General features: G+C 42.2%; 21 protein-coding genes. 8 read left to right on the top strand and 13 right to left on the bottom strand.

Features of this window, described 5'->3' with window-relative positions:
• Nucleotides 1–30 precede the first annotated feature (30 nt).
• Complete coding sequence (locus GQR89_RS16465) at nt 31–951, bottom strand: alpha-E domain-containing protein (protein ID WP_158771048.1); 921 nt, start codon at nt 949–951, stop codon at nt 31–33.
• A gap of 1 nt (nt 952) precedes the next feature.
• Complete coding sequence (locus GQR89_RS16460) at nt 953–2,407, bottom strand: circularly permuted type 2 ATP-grasp protein (protein WP_158771047.1); 1,455 nt, start codon at nt 2,405–2,407, stop codon at nt 953–955.
• Between the two features lie 159 nt (nt 2,408–2,566).
• Here GQR89_RS16460 and GQR89_RS16455 point away from each other — a divergent pair, with 159 nt between their 5' ends.
• Nucleotides 2,567–3,310 carry a 20S proteasome subunit A/B gene (locus tag GQR89_RS16455; protein WP_158771046.1) on the top strand — a complete coding sequence of 248 codons (744 nt, stop codon included), beginning with the start codon at nt 2,567–2,569 and terminating at the stop codon, nt 3,308–3,310.
• On the opposite strand, the gene GQR89_RS16450 is transcribed toward GQR89_RS16455, so the two are convergent.
• Nucleotides 3,307–4,389, bottom strand: coding sequence for a putative zinc-binding metallopeptidase (locus GQR89_RS16450; protein WP_158771045.1), 1,083 nt, complete (start codon nt 4,387–4,389; stop codon nt 3,307–3,309). The two genes, GQR89_RS16455 and GQR89_RS16450, sit on opposite strands and share 4 nt — an antisense overlap.
• A 360-nt stretch (nt 4,390–4,749) precedes the next feature.
• Here GQR89_RS16450 and GQR89_RS16445 point away from each other — a divergent pair, with 360 nt between their 5' ends.
• On the top strand, nt 4,750–5,937 hold the full coding sequence (locus GQR89_RS16445) for a sugar MFS transporter (protein WP_158771044.1): 1,188 nt from the start codon (nt 4,750–4,752) through the stop codon (nt 5,935–5,937).
• A 252-nt stretch (nt 5,938–6,189) separates the two neighbouring features.
• Here GQR89_RS16445 and GQR89_RS16440 read toward each other — a convergent pair whose 3' ends face one another.
• Nucleotides 6,190–7,032 carry a transglutaminase family protein gene (locus GQR89_RS16440; protein ID WP_158771043.1) on the bottom strand — a complete coding sequence of 281 codons (843 nt, stop codon included), beginning with the start codon at nt 7,030–7,032 and terminating at the stop codon, nt 6,190–6,192.
• Nucleotides 7,033–7,584: 552 nt separating this feature from the next.
• Here GQR89_RS16440 and GQR89_RS16435 point away from each other — a divergent pair.
• The gene (locus tag GQR89_RS16435; protein ID WP_158771042.1) at nt 7,585–8,451 is read left to right on the top strand and encodes a putative RNA methyltransferase; all 867 of its coding nucleotides are present in this window, start codon (nt 7,585–7,587) and stop codon (nt 8,449–8,451) included.
• A gap of 121 nt (nt 8,452–8,572) precedes the next feature.
• Here GQR89_RS16435 and GQR89_RS16430 read toward each other — a convergent pair whose 3' ends face one another.
• Nucleotides 8,573–10,102 (bottom strand): DUF3413 domain-containing protein, encoded by a 1,530-nt coding sequence (locus GQR89_RS16430; RefSeq protein WP_158771041.1) that lies wholly within the window; start codon nt 10,100–10,102, stop codon nt 8,573–8,575.
• Between the two features lie 8 nt (nt 10,103–10,110).
• Nucleotides 10,111–10,329 carry a DUF1414 domain-containing protein gene (locus GQR89_RS16425; RefSeq protein WP_158771040.1) on the bottom strand — a complete coding sequence of 73 codons (219 nt, stop codon included), beginning with the start codon at nt 10,327–10,329 and terminating at the stop codon, nt 10,111–10,113.
• 174 nt (nt 10,330–10,503) lie between these two features.
• Between GQR89_RS16425 and yejK the strand changes: the two genes are divergently transcribed.
• The 4 genes from yejK (at nt 10,504) to GQR89_RS16405 (ending at nt 14,064) form a co-directional block, all read left to right on the top strand.
• Nucleotides 10,504–11,553 carry a nucleoid-associated protein YejK gene (gene yejK, locus GQR89_RS16420; protein ID WP_158771039.1) on the top strand — a complete coding sequence of 350 codons (1,050 nt, stop codon included), beginning with the start codon at nt 10,504–10,506 and terminating at the stop codon, nt 11,551–11,553.
• 119 nt (nt 11,554–11,672) lie between these two features.
• Nucleotides 11,673–12,548 carry a 6-carboxytetrahydropterin synthase gene (locus GQR89_RS16415; protein WP_158771038.1) on the top strand — a complete coding sequence of 292 codons (876 nt, stop codon included), beginning with the start codon at nt 11,673–11,675 and terminating at the stop codon, nt 12,546–12,548.
• A complete protein-coding gene (locus GQR89_RS16410; protein ID WP_158771037.1) occupies nt 12,541–13,350 on the top strand; it encodes a M23 family metallopeptidase in 810 nt (269 codons plus the stop codon). Before GQR89_RS16415 ends, GQR89_RS16410 begins: the two co-directional genes overlap by 8 nt.
• A 177-nt stretch (nt 13,351–13,527) precedes the next feature.
• The gene (locus GQR89_RS16405) at nt 13,528–14,064 is read left to right on the top strand and encodes a VC2046/SO_2500 family protein (RefSeq protein WP_233269002.1); all 537 of its coding nucleotides are present in this window, start codon (nt 13,528–13,530) and stop codon (nt 14,062–14,064) included.
• 56 nt (nt 14,065–14,120) lie between these two features.
• Here GQR89_RS16405 and GQR89_RS16400 read toward each other — a convergent pair whose 3' ends face one another.
• The 4 genes from GQR89_RS16400 to GQR89_RS16385 all read right to left on the bottom strand — a co-directional run bounded on the left by GQR89_RS16400 (nt 14,121) and on the right by GQR89_RS16385 (nt 19,133).
• Nucleotides 14,121–15,050 (bottom strand): exopolyphosphatase, encoded by a 930-nt coding sequence (locus GQR89_RS16400; protein ID WP_158771036.1) that lies wholly within the window; start codon nt 15,048–15,050, stop codon nt 14,121–14,123.
• A gap of 425 nt (nt 15,051–15,475) precedes the next feature.
• On the bottom strand, nt 15,476–17,476 hold the full coding sequence (locus tag GQR89_RS16395) for a bifunctional diguanylate cyclase/phosphodiesterase (RefSeq protein WP_158771035.1): 2,001 nt from the start codon (nt 17,474–17,476) through the stop codon (nt 15,476–15,478).
• A gap of 11 nt (nt 17,477–17,487) precedes the next feature.
• Complete coding sequence (locus tag GQR89_RS16390) at nt 17,488–18,075, bottom strand: hypothetical protein (RefSeq protein WP_233269001.1); 588 nt, start codon at nt 18,073–18,075, stop codon at nt 17,488–17,490.
• A gap of 41 nt (nt 18,076–18,116) precedes the next feature.
• Nucleotides 18,117–19,133, bottom strand: a complete 1,017-nt coding sequence (locus tag GQR89_RS16385) for a hypothetical protein (protein ID WP_158771033.1) — start codon at nt 19,131–19,133, stop codon at nt 18,117–18,119.
• A gap of 328 nt (nt 19,134–19,461) precedes the next feature.
• Between GQR89_RS16385 and GQR89_RS16380 the strand changes: the two genes are divergently transcribed.
• Complete coding sequence (locus GQR89_RS16380) at nt 19,462–19,830, top strand: DUF1294 domain-containing protein (protein ID WP_233269000.1); 369 nt, start codon at nt 19,462–19,464, stop codon at nt 19,828–19,830.
• 3 nt (nt 19,831–19,833) lie between these two features.
• On the opposite strand, the gene GQR89_RS16375 is transcribed toward GQR89_RS16380, so the two are convergent.
• From GQR89_RS16375 to GQR89_RS16365, 3 genes are read right to left on the bottom strand one after another with little or no spacing between them, the layout of a single operon-like run.
• On the bottom strand, nt 19,834–20,361 hold the full coding sequence (locus GQR89_RS16375) for a response regulator transcription factor (protein ID WP_158771031.1): 528 nt from the start codon (nt 20,359–20,361) through the stop codon (nt 19,834–19,836).
• Nucleotides 20,354–21,427 carry an ATP-binding protein gene (locus GQR89_RS16370; protein WP_158771030.1) on the bottom strand — a complete coding sequence of 358 codons (1,074 nt, stop codon included), beginning with the start codon at nt 21,425–21,427 and terminating at the stop codon, nt 20,354–20,356. The genes GQR89_RS16375 and GQR89_RS16370 overlap by 8 nt, the downstream gene beginning before the upstream one ends.
• A gap of 35 nt (nt 21,428–21,462) precedes the next feature.
• A complete protein-coding gene (locus GQR89_RS16365) occupies nt 21,463–23,625 on the bottom strand; it encodes a TonB-dependent receptor (RefSeq protein WP_158771029.1) in 2,163 nt (720 codons plus the stop codon).
• Nucleotides 23,626–23,685 lie beyond the last annotated feature (60 nt).

Genomic DNA, 23,685 nt, shown 5'->3' with positions numbered 1-23,685 from the left:
GCTTTTTTTTGCGCTTAACTATTTGACTCGTTAAAAATAGGTTTCTTCGAGTTGATTAAATACTTGGTGTATTCCTAGCTGCACATCGTCAATAAACTGGTGTAATTTATCTTGAATCAATGTTTGTGGGTTCGCATTCATTAGCATCTTTTCAACATCCTCAATTTCCTTCAACGCGGCTTCATAGTTGGGTAGCGTTTGAACACATTTACTCACTTCTTGCAGCGAGTGTAGTAACGAGCGAGGAAATCTCTCTTCTAGTAGTAAGAACTTTAATACGTCTGAGCGTCGAATTCTAAGGCGTACCTCTCGGCGATACATTTGATAGGCAGTCAACGATTTAAGCACGCTCATCCATTGTAGATTTTCAAAGGCTGACTGTTCCGTTTCTGTCTCAGGGAGTAAGGAGGCTGAGCGCACATCAATAATCCGCGTGGTCATGTCTGCTCTTTCTAAATTTCTACCTATTTTCAAGAAGTGGTAGCCCTCGTCATGGGTCATGGTGCCAGCTAAGATACCGGTTATTTTTTGTACTGACTGAATAACTTCCGTGAGAAAGTCATAGCGGGAGCGTCTAAAAAGCGCTTTTTGACGGTTTTCATCCCCATAAATATACAGTTCGTTAATTTGCTCCCATGCCTCTCTGGGTATGATTTCGCGAATTGTTCTGGCATTTTCCCTAGCATACTCTAACGAGTCGACTATGGATGAGGGATTGTTAGGTCCGGCGAGTAGAAAGCCTAAAACACTCCTTTCATCGGCGATTTCATAGTTTGCATAATACGTTGTTCTATCGGATACGATATCGATTATGGGCTCCCATCCTAGAACAATGCTTTTGGGTAAATCTAACAATAAGTTTGAGTTGACGTTGATGAGCCTGGCAGTGTTTTCTGCCCGCTCTAGATAACGTCCCAACCAACATAAATTACTTGCGACTCGAGATAACATATTAACTGCCCTCCATATCAACAATCCAAGTGTCTTTACTACCACCACCTTGTGATGAGTTGACCACGGTGGAACCCTTAACTAATGCAACGCGGGTTAAGCCACCCATAGTTACGCGAACATCTTGGCCGCTGAGGATAAAAGGACGTAAATCCAAGTGTCTGCCTTCGACCTCGTTTCCCACTATGGTTGGGGCTGTAGAGAGCAGCAACATGGGTTGAGCAACATAGTTTCTAGGGTCATCTTTTATGAGTTGACGAAATTCCTCGTGCTCTTTTGCGCTAGCATGGGGGCCAATTAACATACCGTAACCGCCAGATTCGTTGGCCGGTTTGACTACCATTTTTTCAATATTAGCCAGCACATACTCTTTCTCTTCAGGGTTAACGCATCGGTAGGTCGGAACGTTAGATAGTAAAGGTTTTTCGTTGAGGTAATATTCGATAATTTGTGGCACGTAGCTATACACAACCTTGTCATCTGCTACGCCTGAGCCTGGTGCATTGGCTAATGCTACATTGCCTGCTTTCCATGCTCTCATTAACCCCGTAACACCTAGTGTAGATTCGGGATTGAATACTTCGGGATCGATAAATGCGTCATCTATGCGGCGATAAATGACGTCAACTCTGCTCAGTCCATTGATGGTTCGCATGTAAACACAATTATCGTCATCGACAACTAAATCATCGCCAACTACTAATTCGGCACCCATCTGTTGGGCTAGGTAAGCATGTTCAAAATAGGCTGAATTATAGATACCTGGGGTTAACACCACTATCTCAGGCTCTGGAATATCTCGCGGCGAAAGTGTTGCCAACATGTCGTATAGGTCAGAAGGGTAGTTATCTACCGGTAAAATATCATATTTACTGAACATCTCAGGGAAAACACGTTTCATAACATGTCTGTTTTCGAGCATATAAGATACGCCGGAGGGGACGCGTAAATTATCTTCTAAAACATATACAGTGCCAGTTTGATCGCGTACTAAATCTGAACCACAAATATGAGCCCAGATCCCTAATGGTGGACTAAAGCCCTTACACTCGGGTAAGAAATTTTTTGAATGGGTTAATAAATCCTGGGGAAAAATACCGTCTTCAATGATTTTTTGCTCGTTATACAAATCGTCGATGAACATGTTCAACGCTTTTACTCGTTGTTTTAGCCCTTTTTCAATTTGCTGCCATTCTTTGAGTTCAATCAGGCGGGGGACTATGTCAAAGGGCCAAACTCTATCAATAGAGCCTTCTTCATCATTGTAAACGCGAAATGTAATTCCCATTACTTTAATGGCTGATTCAGCTGCGGCTTTATATTCTTGTAGCTCGGCATCTGAAAGGTCTTGTATGTAGTCACACAAATCCTTTGCATATGCCCTTGGCTCGCCAGGATTTTTAACTAACTCATCGTAAAATGGTCCTGTGTCGTATTTATTCCAATCAATCGGCATAGATAGCTCTCCATCATGTTAGCTGCTTATTTAGTATACGGATTAAGTTAATATATGGAACAAAAACTCTTGACGTTTTCGACCTGTTGAATTCAAATCAATAGCAGTAAAAACATTGTGATAGCAACGTTCCTTTGCGCAAATTTTGGATAGAATTAAATGACATATTGTTTAGCAATAAGTGTGGACGACGGGCTGGTCTTTGCCTCAGATTCACGCACCAATGCAGGTGTGGACTATGTTGCAACCTACAGTAAGATGACACGCTTTGTTTTTGATAATAATCGTGTCTTAGTCTTGCTGACATCCGGTAGCTTGGCTACGTCGCAAGCGGTAGTAAACGGCATTAAGCGCGACTTAAATGATCCCAATGCGGAGTTTGATATTAGTCAGGGACAATACTTACATGAAGTCGCCCAGTACATAGGGAAGCTAAGCCAAAGTGAGCAGCGCTTGCATGCGAAGGCGATTGAAAAATCAAACGCTAGCACTGAGTCTAGTTTTATTTTAGGGGGGCAGATTGAAGGACAAGCATGTGAAATTTTTCTGATTTACCCGCAGGGAAATTTTATTTCAGCGTCAGCTGAGACGCCATATTTGCAAATAGGCGAGAGTAAATATGGCAAGCCCATTCTGGATAGGATTATTAGCGCAGAACTATCGCTGTCAGATGCGGCCCGCTGTGCGGCTATATCGCTAGACTCTACCATGCGAAGCAATGTGTCTGTTGGGCCACCAATTGAATTGGCACTGCATAAGAAAGATGTAATACAAGACCCAGCACATATAGTGTTAAGTGCTAATAGTAGTGATTTTCAATCTTTGCAAAACCAATGGAACGAAGGGATGAAATCAGCTTTTAATCAACTACCGAGATTAGATTGGGATAAATACAACGCTTAGTGCGATTTGTCCGCTATAACCTCGTGCACAAATCGAAGCTTGTCTAATGCGGTAATGGATATAATAAACGGATAAGCGTCGTCTAACCCCATGCTGCGATTCAAGCCATTTAATGCTTTGGTGAGTTGGCACCAATTATCAAATAGATGAGTGAAACTAGATGCGACATAGACTTGATCGTGGGGTTGACTGTCAGGTATGGGGCTAGCTATTTTATTGCCCGCTATCGAGAAATCATAATCATTGGCCGTTTCAAGTGTATCGATCATATGAAGGTAATGAGCCCAAGTTTCGGCCCAGTCTTCCCAGGGATGCATACTCGCATAAGCGCTGATCCACACTGTTTGCCAATTCTGACTTGGCCCATCGCGATAATAGTCCTGCATAGCTTCAACGTAACCTAGACGTTCGTCTCCAAAAAGTCTTCTGAATTCGTCAATTTTGTCACTCTGGGCAATTAACTTATCCCAATAATAATGACCTGATTCGTGCCTGAAATGGCCTACTAATGTTCTGTAACGCTCACCCATTTTTTCGCGCATATCGATGCGGGCACTGTGGTCAGCCTCATTAATATTGATAGTGATAAGCCCGCTCGCGTGTCCGGTGGTTACAAAATTTTTTACGGTGAGTTCATTTCCATATTGATCTTCCACCTCGTCCCGAAGAAAAGAGAAATTAAGACCTGAAGGGTTATTTGTTGCTTTACCGTCAATTGGCAAACCGAGAGTCATTAAGCTATACAGCAAACGGCGCTTGGCTTGTTCTAATCTAAACCAAAGTGTAACGTTTTCGGGATCATCGAGATTTGGAATGGTTTCATTGAGACGACATGATAGACAGTATTCATGATTGTCGTCATAACTTACCATCCAATTGCATACATCGTACTGAGAGTAATTTTTACACTTGCGGTATGTCTTACCATTACAAGATGCTTGCAAATTACCGTATTGGTTTGTGGTAAAAGCACTTAATTTAACTTCATCGGGAACAAAGCCAAGCATGAGGCCACATGCTACACATTTAGAATTGGTGAAATGCAATGTGTTGGCACACTGGCAGGTAAAAGTTTTCAAGCGGGTGCTCCTAGTATTTCGCCACAGGCAATGTGGACGATACTCGATTGTAACAAGCTCGTGGGTTTATCCTAATAATAAACTCGCCTGTCATAATTTAATTTTTTAAGTCGATGTTAAATGTCCTTGTGATAAATCTTTACTCACTCCCATTGTTAGAAAATATAAGATATTTGTGGATATGTGGTTAATGGTATTTTACGAAATTGCTGTTATCAAAAGAATCAAACGAATTATAAAAAATTAGCATTGCACTAGGGACTATAAGTTGGTTACCTTGCGCCATTGATAGCACGTTAAGCCTAGGTCATAGGTTATTTTCAATTGCTGTTTCCCTATTCATTTAAAATTGGAGGGTCTATGGATCGCCGTGCTGCTACATCTGTCATATTTGCTGGTTTTTTCTTTCTTGGAATGGTGTTTATATTATGGGGAATACTACTTCCTGACCTAGCCAAAAGTTTGGCCATGAGCGAGGTGATCAGCGGGGCATTTTTTACGTTGATATCAGTAGGCATGATTTTAGGTGCAATTATAGGCGGGAAGTACGCACAAAAATTTGATTTTATGTCTTTATTTGCTGTCCTGCTGATGTGCGTCATGGGATTGCTGATAGCGATATCGTTTGTGCAACACTGGATTTGGTTACTCATTGGTGCCTTGGTTCTAGGTATTTTCAGTTCAAGTTTATTTACCATAGGGCATACCGTTATTGCCCGACTACACGCCGAGCGTCGTTCAGCCATGATGGGATTCATGGATTTTATGTTTAGCGTCGGTACTTTGGCTGCGCCATTTTATGTGTCTGGACTGTACTTAATTGAGCATGATTGGCGATGGCCTTTACGTATATTAGCTTTAGGCTTGTTGGTTTTAGCTGCTTATACTTGGCGTGTTGCTCATCAAGGCAAGAAACTGATTACGCCCGAAGATTCGTCTAAAAATCGTAAAAGCCTAGCCTATAGTGACATTATTCGCCGTCCGGTATTTATATTCTTGGCGTTAGCTGCCTTCGGTTACGGTATGGTTGAATTTGGTAATGCTAACTGGTTTGTGAGCTATGCGCAGAACGGCCTTGGTTTGAGTGGTGAGCAGTCACGATTAGTGTTCGCTTTTTTCACCGCTGGTATGGTGGTTAGTCGGTTGATATTCGCTTTGTTGTTGCGCTGGTTATCTAGCCACAGGTTAATGCTCATTTTAGCCACTATCATGGTCGTGGGTAGCTTTATGGTTAAGCTAACGGTTGATCCTGTGGTGATGTCTTGGGGCAACTTTATGCTGGGTTTAGGCCTTGGTGGCATATTCCCACTGATGCTCTCAGCAGCTATGGATGTGGACAGTGATAAAGGGCCGGTTATTTCTGGCTTGTGTGTTATTGGTTCATCGATTGGGGTTCAAGTTGCCTCATTCGGCACAGGTCTGTGGGCGCACTTTGCGCCACTTACCACCGCATTTTGGATGATCCCCATTGGCGGCGCGTGGTTATGGGGGATGATATGGGCTTACAGTCGTTTCGTTAAACAGCATATTGCCAGTCAAAATAACTAGTTTATTTATGAACTGGCGCTTTGGGGTAAAGACGAAAACGTTAGATTTAATTTACTCAGGTTATTGCAATAAAACTGCTTTAACGGCACCGCGACCGATGTAGGGCACGTGGTAGAAGTTTCTGACACTAAGCGCGAGCGTTTAATGCACTTCGTAAGTAGATAGCTGCATGGGTCTGAGTATCGCTAGGGCACGCTACATGGGTGATAGTGTCTCTGTGAGTAAATATACAGCTAAAATCGAATCTACAAACTACTGCTTTATTATCGTTAAATTAGTCGTTAGTTTTGACGTTGCACTGCCCCGAATGCCACCAGAAACAGGCATAGTGTTTTCCGGAATAGCACTGGAAGCAACTGCAAAATGCGTATTTCCGGTTAATATTCCATGGCTAGGGTCAAACCCTAACCAGCCAGTGCCAGGTATAAATACCTCTACCCATGCGTGTAATTCATAGATTGGTTTTTCCATATCAAAATAGAAATATCCGCTGACGAAACGCGCGGCAATACCATAATTTCGCAACAGAGCAATTTGCATCCAAGATAAGTCACGGCAAGAGCCCCTTTTCATTTTAAAGGTGCTATTGGGTGATAACGGTGGTCCATCTTCGCGATATTCCACGATAAAATCTTGGTGTATTTGGCTCGTAAGATTGGTGACAAAAGCGATGGTATTAAAATGTGAGGCATCAAGTATCGCATTGGCATAATCAACCAGTTCTTGAGCAATTGCTTGTTTCTGTAAAGAGGCAAAAAGAATTTGCTGCTGATGAGCAGAATAGGCAAACGGTAGCGTATTAAATGAGTCAGGATGAACAATAAAATTAAAAGGATTATGCTCTTTGGTTTGCAAGCAGCTTTGTACATGGATAGTTAGGCTTGTTGTTAGTTTTTCAAACCAGTAAAAGTCTATCGTATTATGCTCTTCATCTTCAATCACGCTATGTCCTTCCGGTTCGGATTTTAGGGCGATAGAAAAACTGGTGAGCTCAATAAAAGCCGTTTGCTTGGGACGAAATCGTAAATAATGTGGCTCTAAAAAAACGTCATCATCAAATATATACGTCGTCTCATGGATTATCTTGTAATTCATGTTGCTCTCCCTGATTAAGTGAACAGCTGCGTGATTGTGTGGCAATTAACGCTGTAACAAATTAAATCGCTTTATACCAAACGAGAAAAAGGATTTCTACAAAGCGCAAACTACGTCGATGGAATTGATATACGCACTCATTCATATTTTTACCAGCAATACTTTCATCCTGTACATGCCATTGGCGACATTTCGGCTTGTAAATATTTAGTCAAAATCCTAATAACGAACCGACTGCGCGCAAAGTGAAGTTGAATAATAGCATGTATAAAATGTGCGAATGGGATAACGAATTCATCATTTTGGCCAATCTATTTGTTAGCTATGCATGTATATAAAAGTTCTCTTTACCATGAGTTCATCTCTAAATGAGGTCTTACTTTATAACGTACATTTCCTTCAAGTGTCGCAACTTATCACAATGCGACGATTTGCGTAATATCTGAAAAAATGTAGCTTTTTAGCAGCAAACAGCGTTAAACGTCGAGGGTAGCAAAACAAACTCAGTGCAAACTCTGCTACACTGCGCTTTTTTGTGAGCTGAGAATATTTATGTGGATTTGTCCTGCCTGTCAGTCGCCTTTGACATTAGTCGAACGTACTTATAAATGTGCCGCAGGGCATACTTATGATGTGGCGAGAGAAGGGTATGTAAACCTACTACTTGCTCAACATAAACGCAGCAAAGAGCCAGGTGATAACAAACAGATGGTGAATGCTCGGCGTAGTTTTTTAGAGCAAGGATATTATCAGCCGTTAGCAAAACGTATGGCTGACGTGTTGCAGCAGTTTTCTGGTTCCGTGCCGGTGAATGATATTGAATGTCCAGCGGCAGAACGCCTGATCAACCTATTCGATGTTGGCTGCGGGGAAGGTTATTATCTGAACTATGTCCTAACAAGGCTCAACGGGGATCAAAAGTCGTTCGTGGCGAAGGGGGCTGGTCTTGATATTTCCAAAATTGCAGTGCAAAAAGCAGCCAAAAAGTATTCAGTTAGTGAGTTTTGTGTTGCGAGCAGTTTTGCTATTCCTTTACCTGATGCAAGTCAGCACAGTGTTATTCAGGTGTTTGCTCCTAGCAGTGAGCAAGAGATATTACGTGTGCTAAAGGATGATGGCGTTTGGCTGCAGGTTAATCCAGCAGCGGAGCATTTAGCTGAGCTTAAAGCCTGTGTTTATGCTGCCCCAGCGGAACATAAACCCGCTCTGCCAGTGCCTGAAGGCTTCGAATTGTGCCATGAAGAAACGGTCACTTTTCGTTTTACTTTAGACACATCTGATATGCGCATGAATTTATTGATGATGACGCCTTATTATTGGTCTACTTCTGTACAAAACGCCCAGCGAATTAAAGATTTGTTAAGTGACGTGAGCGCGCATTTTTCACTAAGGTTATTGCGTAAAACTGCCGTCAGGTAACCATGGCTATTTAAAAGTAGGCTCGAAAGAGCCGAAGTTTACTCGATTTTTCAAGACAGACAAAAAAGCCTGCAGACGCAGGCTTTTTTGTCTGTGGGTAAGGGGTGCCTACAATAGCGAGTTAATTTTTAGCTGCGAAGCTACTCAAGCGTTTGATTGCCTGACTCAGCAAACGTGTGTCTGCGTCATCTGGAAGCTCTTCACCCGTTATTACGTTATAGACCTTACTACTGCCATTGCTGGAAACTTCAATGCGCTGGTCATTTTGCAGAACGACTACCATGCGATCTTGTGTGGTTACTAACCAATCACGCCCAGGCTGACTTAAATCACGCCCTGTGCTGTAATTCTGAGTCGGTGCGTTGCAACCTAGCATATTGAGCATGGTGGGCGCTAAGTCTTCGCTGCTAGAAAAGTCTGCATGAAGTTCAGTATTACTATAGAGGTAATGCTCACCGGATTTAGCGCTTTTTACCACCAGTACTTGATAACGCTGTAAAACAAGCGGGTCAAGAATCAAACTATTGAGTTGCTCAGTGTCGACGAAGCCGATCGCAAGGTTTGTAGTTGCAGAGGTTAAACCCTGTTTAAAGCCGTCCCAGTCTTGCGAAAACGGCTTACTTTGCTTGCCCGCTTTGAGGTCACCAGCGTAAATACCGACTTGTAGTCCAAGGGCGGCGGGCAAATCTAATAAGATAGGCGTTTTTTTACTTAGGGCTTGATGATAAAGCGCCGGTAGACCGAATAAATAGTTACGTTGGGTGTCAGCAAAAGATGCTTGCGCGGCATAATGCATAATTTTGCTGCGCAATTTCGCCTCAGCCGTTAGCTCGGTTGGGTCATTGTTAACCAGCAACAAGACTTTTTTCTGAGCGGAGACCGAACAGTAGAGAGGCGATAATGGATAGTTTATCTGGCTAATTCGGTCGTCAAACTGCAACTCTCGGCGTTGTTCATAATTCTCTTTATCTAGTAAGTCATAGCGTGACATCAATGTTTTTGCCGTTGCAGGGTAAGATAAAGGGAACAAGTCGTCTTGCTGCACGATAGGGTGATATAAGTTGGCATCTGCCCAGATATGCAGGGCATGGCTTGAAACAAAGCAAACGACAAAAAAACTGCTAATGGGCAAGGCTAATTTACGCTTTTGCAAGCGCGCGACTCGCTTCCAAAGGGCGTTAGCTAAAACAAGTTGCGTCGATAACCAAAATATAAATATAAGGAAAAAGAACGCCCATTGCTGCCAACTGAACAGCGTAATTGCGTTGTTTGCCTCGCTGCGAATAAGTTGAGCTGTTGAAAAGCTTAAATGCACACCGTATTTGTTGTACAGCAACGCGTCAAACCCCAGCATGGCCAAGGCAACGGCAGCTAAAACTGCACTGACCGCTTTGACCGTTCTGGCGTTAGGCACCAGATAACAAAGAGGGAGTATGAGAATGATAAATCCAAAGAAAGTCAGAAATCCAATATGACTGATCCAGTTGGACAGTAGGTATATTATTCCCAGAGGAGTTTCAGGAGATGGCGAGCTAAATATGTAGACACTAGCGATAGCAATCGCCAGTATCATATTGGAAAGTGCGAACCAATGTCCCCATGTAACTAACTGGGTGACTAATTTACGTCTAGGTGTTTCTGTTAAGATCATGAATTTATCTATTTAGCATTGATACTTTTTAAAAGTACTTGTGTAAACTTATCAGCCATTTCACTGCGCTGACTTGCGTTAACTTGTTGCATGAAAATATTAGTGATGACATTACCTAACACCATCAATGATAAATCTCGACTAGCTTGATGCTTTTCTAGTGCAATAATGATGTCGTGCATAACGTCTTCAAATTGACTGTCTGAATATTTAGAGTTTTGAGGCATTTTTTTTCTCGCAAAGTTTATGGCGAGATAGTAACAATGGTCTGCTCAAAATGCGAGTAATGCGCAATGTGGACGTGTAAATAGTCAGTTCAACGTAGTGAATATGCCTAACAGTATTAAATTAGGTTTGTGGTTTTTAGTTCACAAACCGTCAACCGAATTAAAGGAGCCAACGTGAGCGCACTCATTCGTCACTTTGTGGTACACCAACTTGCGATAAATGATCAACAACAGCTAACACTCGTTCCGCGTAACAGCTGTTTTTCAGTTTCGCCTGAAATCGAGGATCTTGCCCAGCAAATTAACCATGCCTTTAATACTAAGCCAGGTAAAGGGGTAGGCGGGTTCGTAGAACAAGGCGCAGAAACCATTCAAGATGGCGAGAATGAGGTTGTGCCCGTTAGCCCGTTCCAAGACAAACTCAAAGTGATGTTAGATGATCCTGAACAGTTTGTGCATTTCAGTATACAAAGCAGTGAAATGTTGAAGAAAACCATGACCGATATGGCGAGTATTGAAACCGGATTTGTGGTTTTTAGTCATTACGAGTTCTTGGCAACTGAGTATCTAATGATAGCGATTTTAAATACCAAGCAGCACGTAGAAATAAATCGTGATTTAGAGCTAAGCAGCAGTGATCACCTTGATCTAGCTAAGATGCAACTTGCTGTGCGCATCGATTTGACCCAGCTTTCGACCACGCCTGAGCAAAATCGCTACGTCAGTTTTATTAAAGGACGCATGGGCCGTAAGGTGTCAGACTTCTTCATGCATTTCCTGGGCTGTGAAGAATTGGTTGATATTAAACAGCAAAATAAACAGTTACTTAGTTCGGTAGATGATTACTTAGCGGCAGAGCAGATGGACGCCACTGAAAAGCAGGCTACGCGCAAAACTGTATCTGAGTATTACAAAGAGAAGCTCGACGCAGGTGAAGATATTCAACTTAAGGAATTAGCCGATAAACTGCCGAAAGAGCCCGATGGCGACGATTTTTATCAATTTGTTGCGAACAGTGAATCACCTATCGAAGAGACATTCCAGGCCGACCGTAGTGTTTTGAAAACGTTAGCAAAATTTAGCGGACAAGGAGGCGGGATTAGTCTTAGTTTTGAGCGTAATCTATATGGTGAACGGGTGCATTACGATGCGGGCTCTGACACTTTAATGATTAAAGGTATTCCTCCGAATCTCAAAGACCAGCTGCTAAAAGCACAAAAGTAATTGTTTTTTTGGGTTAACACTACACCGGCTTGTTTATGCTCGCTGGTGTAAACACATGATAAAGTTTCATACTCGCGATATACTGCGCGTGGTCTCAACAAAGGTATTCAGTCTGTTTTATGCAATTATTCGTTAACGATTTAACCGTTATGGATTTCTCATACCTATGCCCAAAACGCGGCATGGTTGGTGAAAGTTGGATAGTCGATGTCGTTTTAGATGGCGATTTAAATGAAGAGAGCATGGTGCTCGATTTTTCAAAGGTTAAAAAACAGCTAAAATATTTGATTGACGAATATGTCGATCACAAATTGCTCATTCCCGTAGAGCATGAATATAGTCATATTTTGCGGGACGAAAAAAATGATCGGGTAAGTGTTGATTTTATGCGTCCTGACGGCCGTTCAATTCACCTTAATTGCCCATCTGAAGCGTATGGTTTTATCTATTCAAAACATGTGACCATGTCTTCTGTGAGCCAATATTTAAAGCAAGTCATCGCCACTCATTTGCCTGAAAACGTCGCTGGTCTTGAATTGACCCTGCGTGCTGAAGTGATTAGTACACCTTATTACCACTATACCCATGGCTTAAAAAAGCACGACGGAAATTGTCAACGTATTGCCCATGGTCATCGTTCGAAAATTACGATTATTGAAAATCAACATGAAAGTAATGAATGGCAGCAGTATTGGTCTGAGCGTTGGTGCGATATCTACGTGGGATCAAATGAAGATTTGGTCGGGCCAGACAAGGTTAATTTCGCTAAAAGTGACGTTAATTTTAGTGAGCATTATTTGTTTGGCTATGAATCGTCACAGGGATGGTTTGAATTGGCTATTCCAAAAGCAGAAACCGAAATGGTTGATACTGACACTACCGTCGAATGTTTAGCTCAATATATCGCAAATGAACAAAAACGTCTTGAACCTGAAAGCGAATTCAAAGTATATGCATTTGAGGGAGTAGGTAAAGGGGCAATCGCTTATGGGTAAGTTCTTTTTTGGCGCTTTTGTGAATCTGATGTTTATGGTTGGCGCCCAAGCTGAAATGTTAGAGCTGCGTGGAGAGCTTACTCAAGGTAGCTTAATCAGAGGCAGTGCGCCATCAGGTAGTGAAATATGGTTAGACGGTAAAACGATTCTTATCGGCGAGGACGGTAATTTTGCATTCGGTTTTAGTCGTGATGATGAATTAGAGCATCATATTAAATGGCGAGATCCTCAAGGTGAAAGCCATGAGAAAAGTCTTACGTTAACACCCAGAACATACGATATTCAACGCATCGAAGGTTTGCCTAGTAAAATGGTTTCGCCGCCAAAAGAGGTACTCGATAGAATTAAACGAGATAATATACAGGTCGCTCAAGCCAGAGCACGTCGTGATTCTCGTAGCGATTTTGCTCAAAACTTTATTTGGCCAGCACAAGGCCCTATCAGTGGAGTATATGGCAGCCAGCGCGTACTCAACGGGCAACCTAAACGACCTCATTATGGTGTTGATGTAGCAGCGCCCACGGGGACAACGGTTTATGCCCCTGCAGATGGCGTGGTGACTCTTTTTGTGCCGGATATGTATTACTCTGGAGGCACAATGATAATCGATCATGGATTAGGTGTTTCTTCAACCTTTTTGCATTTGAGTAAAGGTCTCGTCAAAGCGGGAGAGCAAATCAAACAAGGTCAGCCCGTGGCTGAAATTGGCGCCACAGGACGTGTCACAGGTGCACATTTAGATTGGCGAATGAATTGGATGAGCGTACGTTTAGATCCTGCCCTGCTGGTGCCTAAACGTTAATTTCAGGAACATAGCGGTTGAAACTCAGGCATCTCAAGATGCCTGCCCACGGTGTTAAATACCGGACTTATATCTGCCTGCATTTTATATACTCGCGCACATACGTCGATTTGCCCTAAAGCAAAACGTTTTTTCTGCGATAACCTAACTAATCAATCATCTTAAACACGCCCGCCGTTGGGCGAGTTGTTTATTGGTAGTGAAGGTTTGCAGCAGACTCAGTCAACACAAAACAGTCACACGGTTAATGCCGCTACGCAGGATATTGAATTCAGCGGGCTACTTAATCGTGCGTCTAATCAAGGCGCGAAGTTCGCTTTGCTGCTGGCGATGTTGCAACAAGATGTGCTGGCTCGCCCTAATATTGGCCAAGCAAGAGAACCCGAAAGCCAAGAGACGGGTGACGTTCCAACTTATTACCCTGAGACTCATTTACAAGCCCACGCTCAGGACTGGCTTTTGGCCGATACTGCCAGTGATATTTTGCATCATGATGGAATTCGAAGTGCTCAGTTATGGTTAGTGATGCATCCTCAACCATTATCCTTGCATAATGATCCTTACCATATCGATGATGAAATTTATGTAAATTGCGATACCTATACACAAGCGCGTTACTCAAAAACGACGCCTCAAGAGAATAGTGAAATAACAGTAGATGAAACAGGGATCTTTGATTTACTCGAAGAAATTGGTCTGAAAATGCAAGCCTAAATAGAAAGCCGCACTGCTATGTAGCAGTGCGGCTTTGGTTTTTTGGATTACTACAGTTAACCGTCTTGGTTAATTTTTTGCGTTATTTCATGTAATACAGCCTCTGCTTGAACTGTTGCAACTTGACACGTCCCGGCATTTTCGTGCCCACCTCCTTCATATTGCAAACAGACTTCACCAATATTGGTGTTCGAGGTTTTATTCAAGATAGACTTACCGATAGCCAGTACAACGTTTTGTTTTTGAAACCCCCACATCTTGTGGATAGAGATATTACACTCTGGAAAAAGTGCGTAAATCATAAAGCGATTGGTTGCATATATCGGATCTTCATCTTTTAGGTCGAGGATCACCAAGTTGTTTTTTACTGTCGCGCAGCGCTTTATTTGTTCAATAGCTAAAGAACGATGTTCTTGGTAGATTTTAATGCGTTCTTGAACATCAGGCAGTTGAATAATCTCATCAACGCTAAGATCCAAGCAGCAATCAATCAATTTCATCATCAAGTTATAGTTTGATATGGTAAATTCTCGAAAGCGTCCTAGGCCGGTACGAGCATCCATTAAGAAATTCATTAGATCCCATCCTTGTGGGTCTAATACTTCTTCTTGGTTAAAGGCTGCTGAATCGCCTTTATCAACAGCGTTCATTAGTTCATCAGAGATTTTGGGAAATTTATTTTTACCGCCATAGTAGTCATAGACAACACGAGCTGCTGAAGGGGCGTCTGGGTCAATAACGTGGTTGTTGTAAGCCTTGTTGCGGACCGTTTCACTGTGGTGATGGTCGAAACACATGTGACAACCTTCCACGTAAGGTAAGTTGGTTAAAATATCGCGGGGGCCCACTTCAATTTTACCGTCTTGCATATCTTTTGGATGAACAAATTTAATATCGTCAATCATGTTCATATCTTTAAGCAAAGCGGCGCACACTAAGCCGTCGAAATCGCTTCTGGTAATGAGTCGAAAAGTACTATTAGACATAATGCTCTCTTGGTTGTGTGTTTTTGAGTGAGCCAGAACGCATGCTTGACCAACTCAATACTGGTAATTTTGGCTATCGCACCAAACTTGATTTTAAATCAGTCTAAATGTAACAGAGCTATATTCAAAAAGTAAATCGCTGAAAAATATTGATATTTCGTTAAATGACTAATTTAATTAACATTATTAGGAGTGAAAATATTCCCACATATTAGCTTGCAAATACCTGATAAAATATCGCTTTAAAATTAAATTTTAAATTCTTTTAAACTTTTTACCTGTTTATGGCGACTAACATTAAGACAGCCTAGTGAACTGTCGTGTAATCCCTGGGCCGCCACATGTTTTATGTCGCGGCTTTTTCATGTCACTTTCTATCAATTATACTTCGCACCCTTGCACGATTATAGAATTTATAACGCTGATTAAATCAGCTCAGTGGGTTGGCAAAAGTAGTAACCTTGAGCGTAATCTACGCCTAGCTTTGTTAGAGCTTCCATTGTTTTTTTATCTTCTACAAATTTAGCGATCACTTCTTGATTAGCCGCCTTAGCAAGATCACATATAGATTTTACCATTGTGTAATCTAGCGGATTTTCCAGCATCCCGGAGATGAATGAACCATCAATTTTTATTTTTTCAGTGGGAAGTTCTCGAATATTTGTATAGGACGAATGTCCGCGGCCGAAATCATCCAAGGCGAAACTACAGCCCAGTGCTCTGATGTTATCCATAAACTGGCGGGCGCGTTTAACATTGGTGATCGCCACTGTTTCGGTTATTTCGAAGCATAATTTTTCAGCGGGAATATCTCCGTTCGCAATTTTATCAATAATGAACTGTTCTAGTTCTCCATCATTCATAGAGTGACCCGACAAGTTGATGGAAATGGCCTGAATATCCTCGAGTTGTTCTTGATGACTAACAAAGTGTTGGAATAGCGCATTAACTACCCAGCTATCGATTTTACTCGTGAGTCGATAACGTTCGGCAATTGGGAAAAAGTTAACTGGACTTATAATACCGCCGTCTGGGCATTTCATACGTAATAGAATTTCAAAATACTGACCCCCATTCGAATTTTGCAATGGGGTAATATCTTGTTTATATAGGATAAAATGATTGTTATCGAGGGCATTATTGATTTGATGCACAGACAATATATCTTGCTGTTTATCGCAGCTTTGTTCTTTAGTTGCGTCATAAAGGTGCACAGTATTGCGTCCCGCGTTTTTTGCTAGTCCGCAGGCCACATCGGCTGAATTTAATAACTCAGTAGTGGTGCTATTATACATTTTTGTGGCAACACCTATGCTGGCGCTCAAATGAAACGTTTCGCCCTCCCAGTGATAGGTTAAGCGACGGATATTGTCTTTGATATTAGTGGCAATTTTCAGCGCTTTATCAAAAGGACAGTCTTTGATTAAAACCGCAAATTCGTCACCGCCCAACCGGGCAACGATATCATGGCCTCGCACATTATCTTTTAAAATACGTGCAACGCTGACTAATATTTCATCACCAGCGGCGTGACCACATGTGTCATTGATTGTTTTAAAATAATCTAAGTCAATGAAGAAAAGAAAGTAATTGTGTTGCCGATCGTGAATAATCTCGTTGAGGTTACGCTCGAATGCTCGCCTATTTTGTAACTCAGTTAGCGGATCGTGAGAGGCTTGATGGAATAGGGTTTCAGTTAAATATTTGAAGTCGTTGCTTAACTCAATTATTTCTGTAGGGGCGCGATCAGTGGCCTCAAAATCGTGACCCGATAAGGCACGGTGTGATGAATAAATTAAGCTATTTAGCGGCTTACAAATGCGCGTATTGGCCCACCACCATAATACAATGATCACAATGAAAAACGCTATTCTGGTTGCCCAGCTTATTAGCTCCATTCGTTTCTTTTCATCTTGCAGAAACTGAGCTTCTGTTTGCACCATAATGGCGGTTTGCTGCGTTAGAAATTGAATGTTTCGTGAAAGCGCTAGACTGATAGGATCGTATTGAATTAATAATTGACTAAGGCTTCGTTGCAATTTGGTTGGGGGAAGGTCGGCAATAATATCGAGTACGCCATTAATACTCTTTACCAATGTTAAGGATTCATGAATTTTTGATGTTAATGTTGAAAAGGGGCTGTTAGATTGCATTAAATCGAGTTCATTTGTCAGATATTCGCCCATATTTTTCGCCCCGAAAATAAGATACGTATTACCCGAACCTATGACTAAATCTGATGAGATCAAAAATTGAGAGGCAGTATTTTCAATTCGTTGTAAATCTTTTTGCCATAATAAACTGTCACTATGCTCTTGGGCTAAGGTTTGTACACTCGTGAAGCGGTAGGCTAAGACTTGCTCCAAAACGTAAGCACCCAATAAACAGGCACATACCAATAGGGCTAAATAGCTTCTTATTCTCATTTATTTCTTGCCTATTGGCTTGCAGATAAATTATGAATTTCTTTTTTCCAGCTAATATCCGTTATCGCTAGCGTTTTCAGGGCAGAGTGAAGGGTCAAGAGCGCCAAATTTTGCGCTATTGGAAAGGCCGCCACGCCTTGCTGTGAAAGGCTTGTTCCGTCATCACTTAATAATCTTCTTAATTGTGTGAAGGACTTACCTCCGAGCGTTTGGTTAATACTTGCTAAAACGGTTTCGTTGCATTGAGGGCTTCGGCAGCGTTGAAAATAAAAACCTTTGAGGCTTCTATCTAGATTAATCGCCCACGCTAACTCTACCAACCCCCATTTTGCCCATTCAGAACGGGCTTGTAAAAAGCCCTGAGGTTGGTCGTCTTTGTATAACACATATAGGGTATGCTTACTCACTTCGCTTTGGTGGATAGTAAAAGGTAACAACTGTTTTAATTGTTCTCTATCGCCCTCTGTCACGTCGCTAACCACAGTGCGGAACTGGTAATCTTCTGTGTACAGGGCTTGTATCGCGGAAACAGGATCGCGCAATGAGCAAAACGCCGCATTGGTATGCAACGAAACAATCGCCAATAATAATACTGGCATTCTTAGGTATTTCACTACGGATATTTGGTTAAAGCCTATCATCACAATCTGTATCTCAGTTGTATACTTAAGTTAGGATCAGTATTGAGTGTAGGTGATGCATTCAATTTATGTTTGTATTGCGCGCTTATGTCTAGCCCGTTGGTATTTTGCCACTGGACTCCAGCAACCCAATAGCTAGCGGAGTCGGTTTGATCGATCTGCTCTATATCCTGATAGCCGATCTGTAGGTAGCTTTTTAACTGTTCTTTGGCATTCATCCAAGATACCTCTGCAAAGCTGTTGCGGGTGTTGTTTCCTGCTGTTTGGCCAATCGATGACTCAAACATAAATTGCCATTGATAAAGAAAATATGAGGCATCGATTCCTAACTTTTTGCGCTCTGTGACCCCAGCTTCTGTTAATACGTCTCCGTAAAACCACGATAGCCCGCCAGTAAGATTCTTTTGACTGGGGGTGCCTATACGACCTGAAAAAATATGCGGATTATGCGTGCTTGATATTTCATTACCCGAGCCACGTGTCAATGCTATCTCATATTCTAAAAAGGGAAAGATACCGTTTACAGACAGGCCCCAATCCGCTTTTATGCCTCGATCACCAAACGTTAATTGACGTAATGTGCCGTTGGTATCTACTTGGTATTCTAAGCCATAAGGAATTTCAAAATGACCTAACCTGATATTTAGTTTGCCTTGAGTAAGGGCGGTATAGTTGAAGTTGGCAATTCGCCAAGTTAGCTCGGTATCATCCCCATCATCGAAGTAAAAAGAAGGGGACTTGACGTTATTTAATTTGACTAGATAAGGTTGGAAAACTAGCGTACCAATATCTCTGTTGCTTCCACTAAAGACTTTATGAACATCTAACCCCAATGCAAAGACATTCGCATTATTTTTACTCTGGGTATTGCGGCTCACTCTTGCTGATGCATCGATTGCCCAGCGGCTATTCTCACCTAAGAGTGACGTATCGAATGCGTCCGCCTGTACATAGAGTGATGGGAAAAGCAGGCTGAAAGCCATGATTAATTGGAAGAGTGAATGACGATTTTTCATGTACTATAGCGTCCTTAGTTAACCTTTCGTGTGCACTTTCTTTTAACCGTGCCTTGGGTAAGAAAATTGCAAACTTGGTTTGTGTTCATCTGGCTTGTAAACCAGATTGTTGAGACATTCCATGATGTATTGTCTAAATGTTATAGGGTATTTTACCTGCCAGTTAAAATTTTCATATTAGACATAGATATGATTTTTCCCTGAGCTTTCATTTGCTGTAAACCGATTCCATCAACTACAAGAGCCTCGTTTGAATTATCATTACATTTGGATTTATTTATTGATTTTCGGGTTAACTGGGTCTTACGGACTCGGATTGACGCCGCTAATGCTAGCCTTGCTTTACGTTATGCTAAGTTTAGGGGCTTATGTTTTTTACAAAAAAGATAAGGCTGCCGCAATAAAGGGTACTTGGCGCGTACCAGAAAAAACATTGCATCTATTGGCTTTGCTTGGTGGATGGCCCGGGGCGATTATTGCGCAGCAGCGCTTGCGGCACAAAACCCAGAAAGTGTCATTTAGAGTAATATTTTGGCTGACGCTCATGTTGAATGTTGGTCTACTAGCTTGCTTGCATACAAAGCAAATACATGAGGTCTTTTCTCAAGGGCTGGTCGTGCTCAACCACAATCTGGACACACTGTTCAATGATGGGCATAGCAAGCGATTCGTTTTATTTTTTACCATGCTTAGGTAGTTTTTAATTTTTACTGGGGGAAAATTTTTGTAATTTACGTTGTAAGCTGCGTCTGTGCATGCCCAGAGCTTCAGCCGTAGCACTGATATTGCCATTGTGGTTAAGCAATACTCGCTGAATATGTTCCCATTCTACTTGAGCTGGAGTCATCGGTTTGGCTGGCGGGACGTTCCTTGCGTGGGACACATTTTGAAAACGCTGGACCAGTTCTTGGAAACCCACCGGCTTAGTTATGTAGTCTGTTGCGCCTCGGCGCATTGCTTCAACTGTTGTGGCAATGCTGGCATAACCGGTCAGCATAATAAGATGGGTCGGTTGGTAATGAGTCTTTAGGGCGACGATGCTGTCGAGCCCTGATTTACCGCCTAGCATCATGTCGAGCAGTATACCGTGGGTTATTGATGAGGGTTCTGTTAAGGCATCATTGACATTGGTATAGGTATTAACAGTAAATAAACCAGTTTGCTGTAAGCGTCGCTGCAATACTGTTAAAAACGCATTATCATCATCAATGAGTATTAGATTATGCATGGCTGCTGTCCAAGGGTAGATAAACTGTAGTTGTCATAGTGCCCAGTTTAAATTGCCAGTTTACTTCCCCTGAAAATTTCTCAATGGTGGCATTGGTTAGAACTGCGCCGATACCGTGGCCGTGATGACTGGGTAAAAATTGACTTCCCAAGGATGCAAGTGTGTCCGCTGGCAAGCTCTGTCCTTGATTGTCTATTTGCAAATACCAACCCATCTTACTTATTTTCGTGGTTACAAGCACACGTTTGCTCGTACTATTTAACGCGGCTTCGCAGGCGTTAATAATGACACTGGTAAGGGCAGGCAGTAGCGTGCGATCGGCTAAGATAAAGTGTAATGCGTTTTCTTGTGGTGATTGCCAGTGAATTTCTGCCTCTGGCCGGGCTATTTGCAGCAATTGACGCAACGAATGGGTCAGTTCATCTACCTTGTAGCGATGTAAACGTTGTTCTCGCACATCGTCGGCGATTTCACGCCAATTACGTAATTGCTGCTCGATGCGTTGAAATTGCAGATCTAACGCGTGGAGCCATTCTTGCGAACGTTGTTGCTCTGCACCTTCTTCTAATAACAGACGGATAGATTGGGCAGGCGTGGCCACATCGTGTGTTAACTGCGCCGCAGCGGTTCCTATTGCCAGTAGTTGCTCGTCTCGCAGTTGACGCTCTCGTAGTTTCTGCAACGTACCGTCACGATCGGCAATTTGATAATGGAAGTAGCACACCACGATGGCGATAAGTAGACTGGTTAAAATAAAACTGCCGACCATGGCATAAGAATGCTCTTGCATCATGCCTTGATGATGACCTTGCTCAGGTAGCAATAGCACTTGTATTATTTGTGCGAGTATACTTAACAGTAACAACCCAGCAGCATGCGCTAAGGGAAGTAACATAAATGCCAATACTAAGGGAACCAGCAAAACAGCATTAAATGGGTTACTTGCGGCACCATTGAGCGCGATTACGATATTAATGCCAATGACTTCTAACGTTAACATGCTCAGCATTAACCAAGGGTTTAAGCGTAATTGGCGTTTAAATGCCATTGCCATTAGTAACAACATTTTCTATTTTCTCTTAGCTAAAGAGCATGAGAGTACTAGAATGCGTAACTCACGCCAATGTTAACGGACCGCCCCGCACCTGCTAATTGGTTGAAACCTTGGCTATTGTCCATTTTATATTCAGCAATGCTAACGCCACCCATAGGTAATTCATAATAAGCGTCAAGCACATTGTTGATGGCAAATGATAGTGTGATGTTTTGCCAATTGAGTTTGCTGTGTAAATTAACTAAATGGTAGCTTTTGGTGGTATTTTCTAAACGTCGATCATCAATGTCTTTTTTACTTGCCACCCATTGCCATTCAATCGAGTTTTGCCAAGCACCAGATTGTTGTTCAATACTTATTGCCGATTTAAGAGGTACGATTTGGTATAAGTCTCCGTTATTATTATCTCGTTTTCCACGTGTACTGGTGATATCGGCATTCAATTGCCATTGTCCCCAAGCCCTAGAATCGCTTAGTTGTAGTGAGCCGGCCAGTTTAACCCCATACAAGGTTGCATCTACGTTTGTAAATTGCAGAATATTTCGCGTACCTATATCAACCGAGGTATTGTTAAATGAATCAACAACGTGGGCGTCAATATAATCTTTTACCGATGTGTACCAGAGGTTCGCACTAAGCTGCCAATCATTATTTATTCCAGAGTCAATATATGTTGCGCTTAGGGTGTGGGCTGTTTCGGGGGCGAGATTTGGGTTACCGATATAGCCGTTACCATCACCGAACCATCCTATCATGGTGGTGGCCATTGTACTGACGCCCCAACTGTAACGCTCGTACAAGTTAGGCGCGCGATTTTTACGGGCGAAGCCAAACTCTATTTGTTGATTAGCATCAATCAGGTAACGTGCACTAAGCGTCGCATCGAGCAATGTGTCGCTGCGCTTTCTGCTCATTGCATTGAAGATATCTGCCGCATCGTTATTGTTTAATGTGCTTATGGGCATGTCAGAATCCATAGACATACTCATAGAGCTCGTGTCCATACTCATTGATGAGTTCTCGGTATAGGCCTGTACTTCACCTGTATTCGTGCTGACATGCTCTAGACGAATACCTGCTGATAACCACCAACTCGAACTCAGTAATTGGGTTGTTTCGGCAAAAACAGCCATTCGTTGACGCTTGCCATCATTAATATTGAGGTAATCGTTAGGTCCCATCATCATCGAGTTTTCTATAGCTGGCCACCAATCATCCAAATGATAATCAAAGTATTCATGGCCAAAGTTGACAGTATTGTTTTTGCCGGTAATAAATTGCCAGTTCAGCCGATAACTATAGTCATCGGCATCTGTTTTCATGGGCATCATACCGGTTTTTTCATCACTGAAAAAACCCATCTCATGTTTAACACCGTGCCAGTTGACTTGGGCTTCAAATTTTCCGTCATCTAGTTGGCGCTGATATAAACTGGTAATGCCGTAACTTTTGTTATCGGTCATATCCATATACTGATTTGGAAATCCCTGAAACGGAATATTTTGATGAGTAAACTTAATGGCAAGTTGTTGTTTATCGTCTTTTATTGCAGCGGTCAGCGCATGGTTTTGTGCTCGGTATAACGAATCTAATACCTTGTCACTATGACCATCTTCGTAACTTTCAGCATCTTCATATGCACCTTGGTAATCAAGACTAAAATATTGGTTTGCCATACGAGCACCGAAGCCAATCGAATTTGCTTGATTATTACTGCGGTATTGGGCCGATGCGTAACCTGAATGCCAACGTATATCACTACCTTCAATATACAAGGGCGCTATCTCGTTTACGCTTATAACACCGGCAATGTTGTCGCCGCCTGCGCTCACTGGGCTGATCCCCGCGACCACATTTAATACTTGTACCTGATTCGCTGATACATACGACAGCGGTGGGTTCATGTGATTAGCGCAAGAAGCTGTGATATCCGCGCCATCAATTAACACTTTCACTCGATCGCCCATCATACCGTTTAATACCGGTAGGCTCGACATACCTCCTGCCGCAGAAAAATCGACACCTTGTTGTTTTAACAACTCATCAACTGAACCTAGTTGGCTAACGTTATTCTGTTGATGACCACTGACTTTCACCACTTCTATTGGTTCTTCGGCGTGTATGGCAAGTGAGAAAATAATGCTGATGGTCAGCGCAAGAGGAGAAAAAGAGCACCGGTAGGATGACGACATAGAGGATGAAATTTGCATTATCTATCTGAATGTTACGTGATTTGCGTCCGAGTATATAAAGTACAAGCTGTGTTTAAA

This window comes from Paraglaciecola sp. L1A13, assembly GCF_009796745.1.
Lineage (GTDB): Bacteria > Pseudomonadota > Gammaproteobacteria > Enterobacterales > Alteromonadaceae > Paraglaciecola.
The sequence above is the reverse complement of the archived record's forward strand: the minus strand, read 5'-3'. Positions and strand labels throughout refer to the sequence as shown.

Coding starts and splice junctions, on each gene's coding strand:
- GQR89_RS16425 (WP_158771040.1), bottom strand. CDS start 10,329: ATGCCTCAAAACTCTAAATATTCAGACAGTCAATTTGAAGACGTTATG.
- GQR89_RS16445 (WP_158771044.1), top strand. CDS start 4,750: ATGGATCGCCGTGCTGCTACATCTGTCATATTTGCTGGTTTTTTCTTT.
- GQR89_RS16415 (WP_158771038.1), top strand. CDS start 11,673: ATGCAATTATTCGTTAACGATTTAACCGTTATGGATTTCTCATACCTA.
- GQR89_RS16380 (WP_233269000.1), top strand. CDS start 19,462: ATGCTAGCCTTGCTTTACGTTATGCTAAGTTTAGGGGCTTATGTTTTT.
- GQR89_RS16370 (WP_158771030.1), bottom strand. CDS start 21,427: ATGTTGTTACTAATGGCAATGGCATTTAAACGCCAATTACGCTTAAAC.
- GQR89_RS16455 (WP_158771046.1), top strand. CDS start 2,567: ATGACATATTGTTTAGCAATAAGTGTGGACGACGGGCTGGTCTTTGCC.
- GQR89_RS16395 (WP_158771035.1), bottom strand. CDS start 17,476: ATGAGAATAAGAAGCTATTTAGCCCTATTGGTATGTGCCTGTTTATTG.
- GQR89_RS16440 (WP_158771043.1), bottom strand. CDS start 7,032: ATGAATTACAAGATAATCCATGAGACGACGTATATATTTGATGATGAC.
- GQR89_RS16435 (WP_158771042.1), top strand. CDS start 7,585: ATGTGGATTTGTCCTGCCTGTCAGTCGCCTTTGACATTAGTCGAACGT.
- GQR89_RS16385 (WP_158771033.1), bottom strand. CDS start 19,133: ATGAAAAATCGTCATTCACTCTTCCAATTAATCATGGCTTTCAGCCTG.
- GQR89_RS16375 (WP_158771031.1), bottom strand. CDS start 20,361: ATGCATAATCTAATACTCATTGATGATGATAATGCGTTTTTAACAGTA.
- GQR89_RS16430 (WP_158771041.1), bottom strand. CDS start 10,102: ATGATCTTAACAGAAACACCTAGACGTAAATTAGTCACCCAGTTAGTT.
- GQR89_RS16365 (WP_158771029.1), bottom strand. CDS start 23,625: ATGCAAATTTCATCCTCTATGTCGTCATCCTACCGGTGCTCTTTTTCT.
- GQR89_RS16410 (WP_158771037.1), top strand. CDS start 12,541: ATGGGTAAGTTCTTTTTTGGCGCTTTTGTGAATCTGATGTTTATGGTT.
- GQR89_RS16460 (WP_158771047.1), bottom strand. CDS start 2,407: ATGCCGATTGATTGGAATAAATACGACACAGGACCATTTTACGATGAG.
- GQR89_RS16400 (WP_158771036.1), bottom strand. CDS start 15,050: ATGTCTAATAGTACTTTTCGACTCATTACCAGAAGCGATTTCGACGGC.
- GQR89_RS16390 (WP_233269001.1), bottom strand. CDS start 18,075: ATGCCAGTATTATTATTGGCGATTGTTTCGTTGCATACCAATGCGGCG.
- GQR89_RS16465 (WP_158771048.1), bottom strand. CDS start 951: ATGTTATCTCGAGTCGCAAGTAATTTATGTTGGTTGGGACGTTATCTA.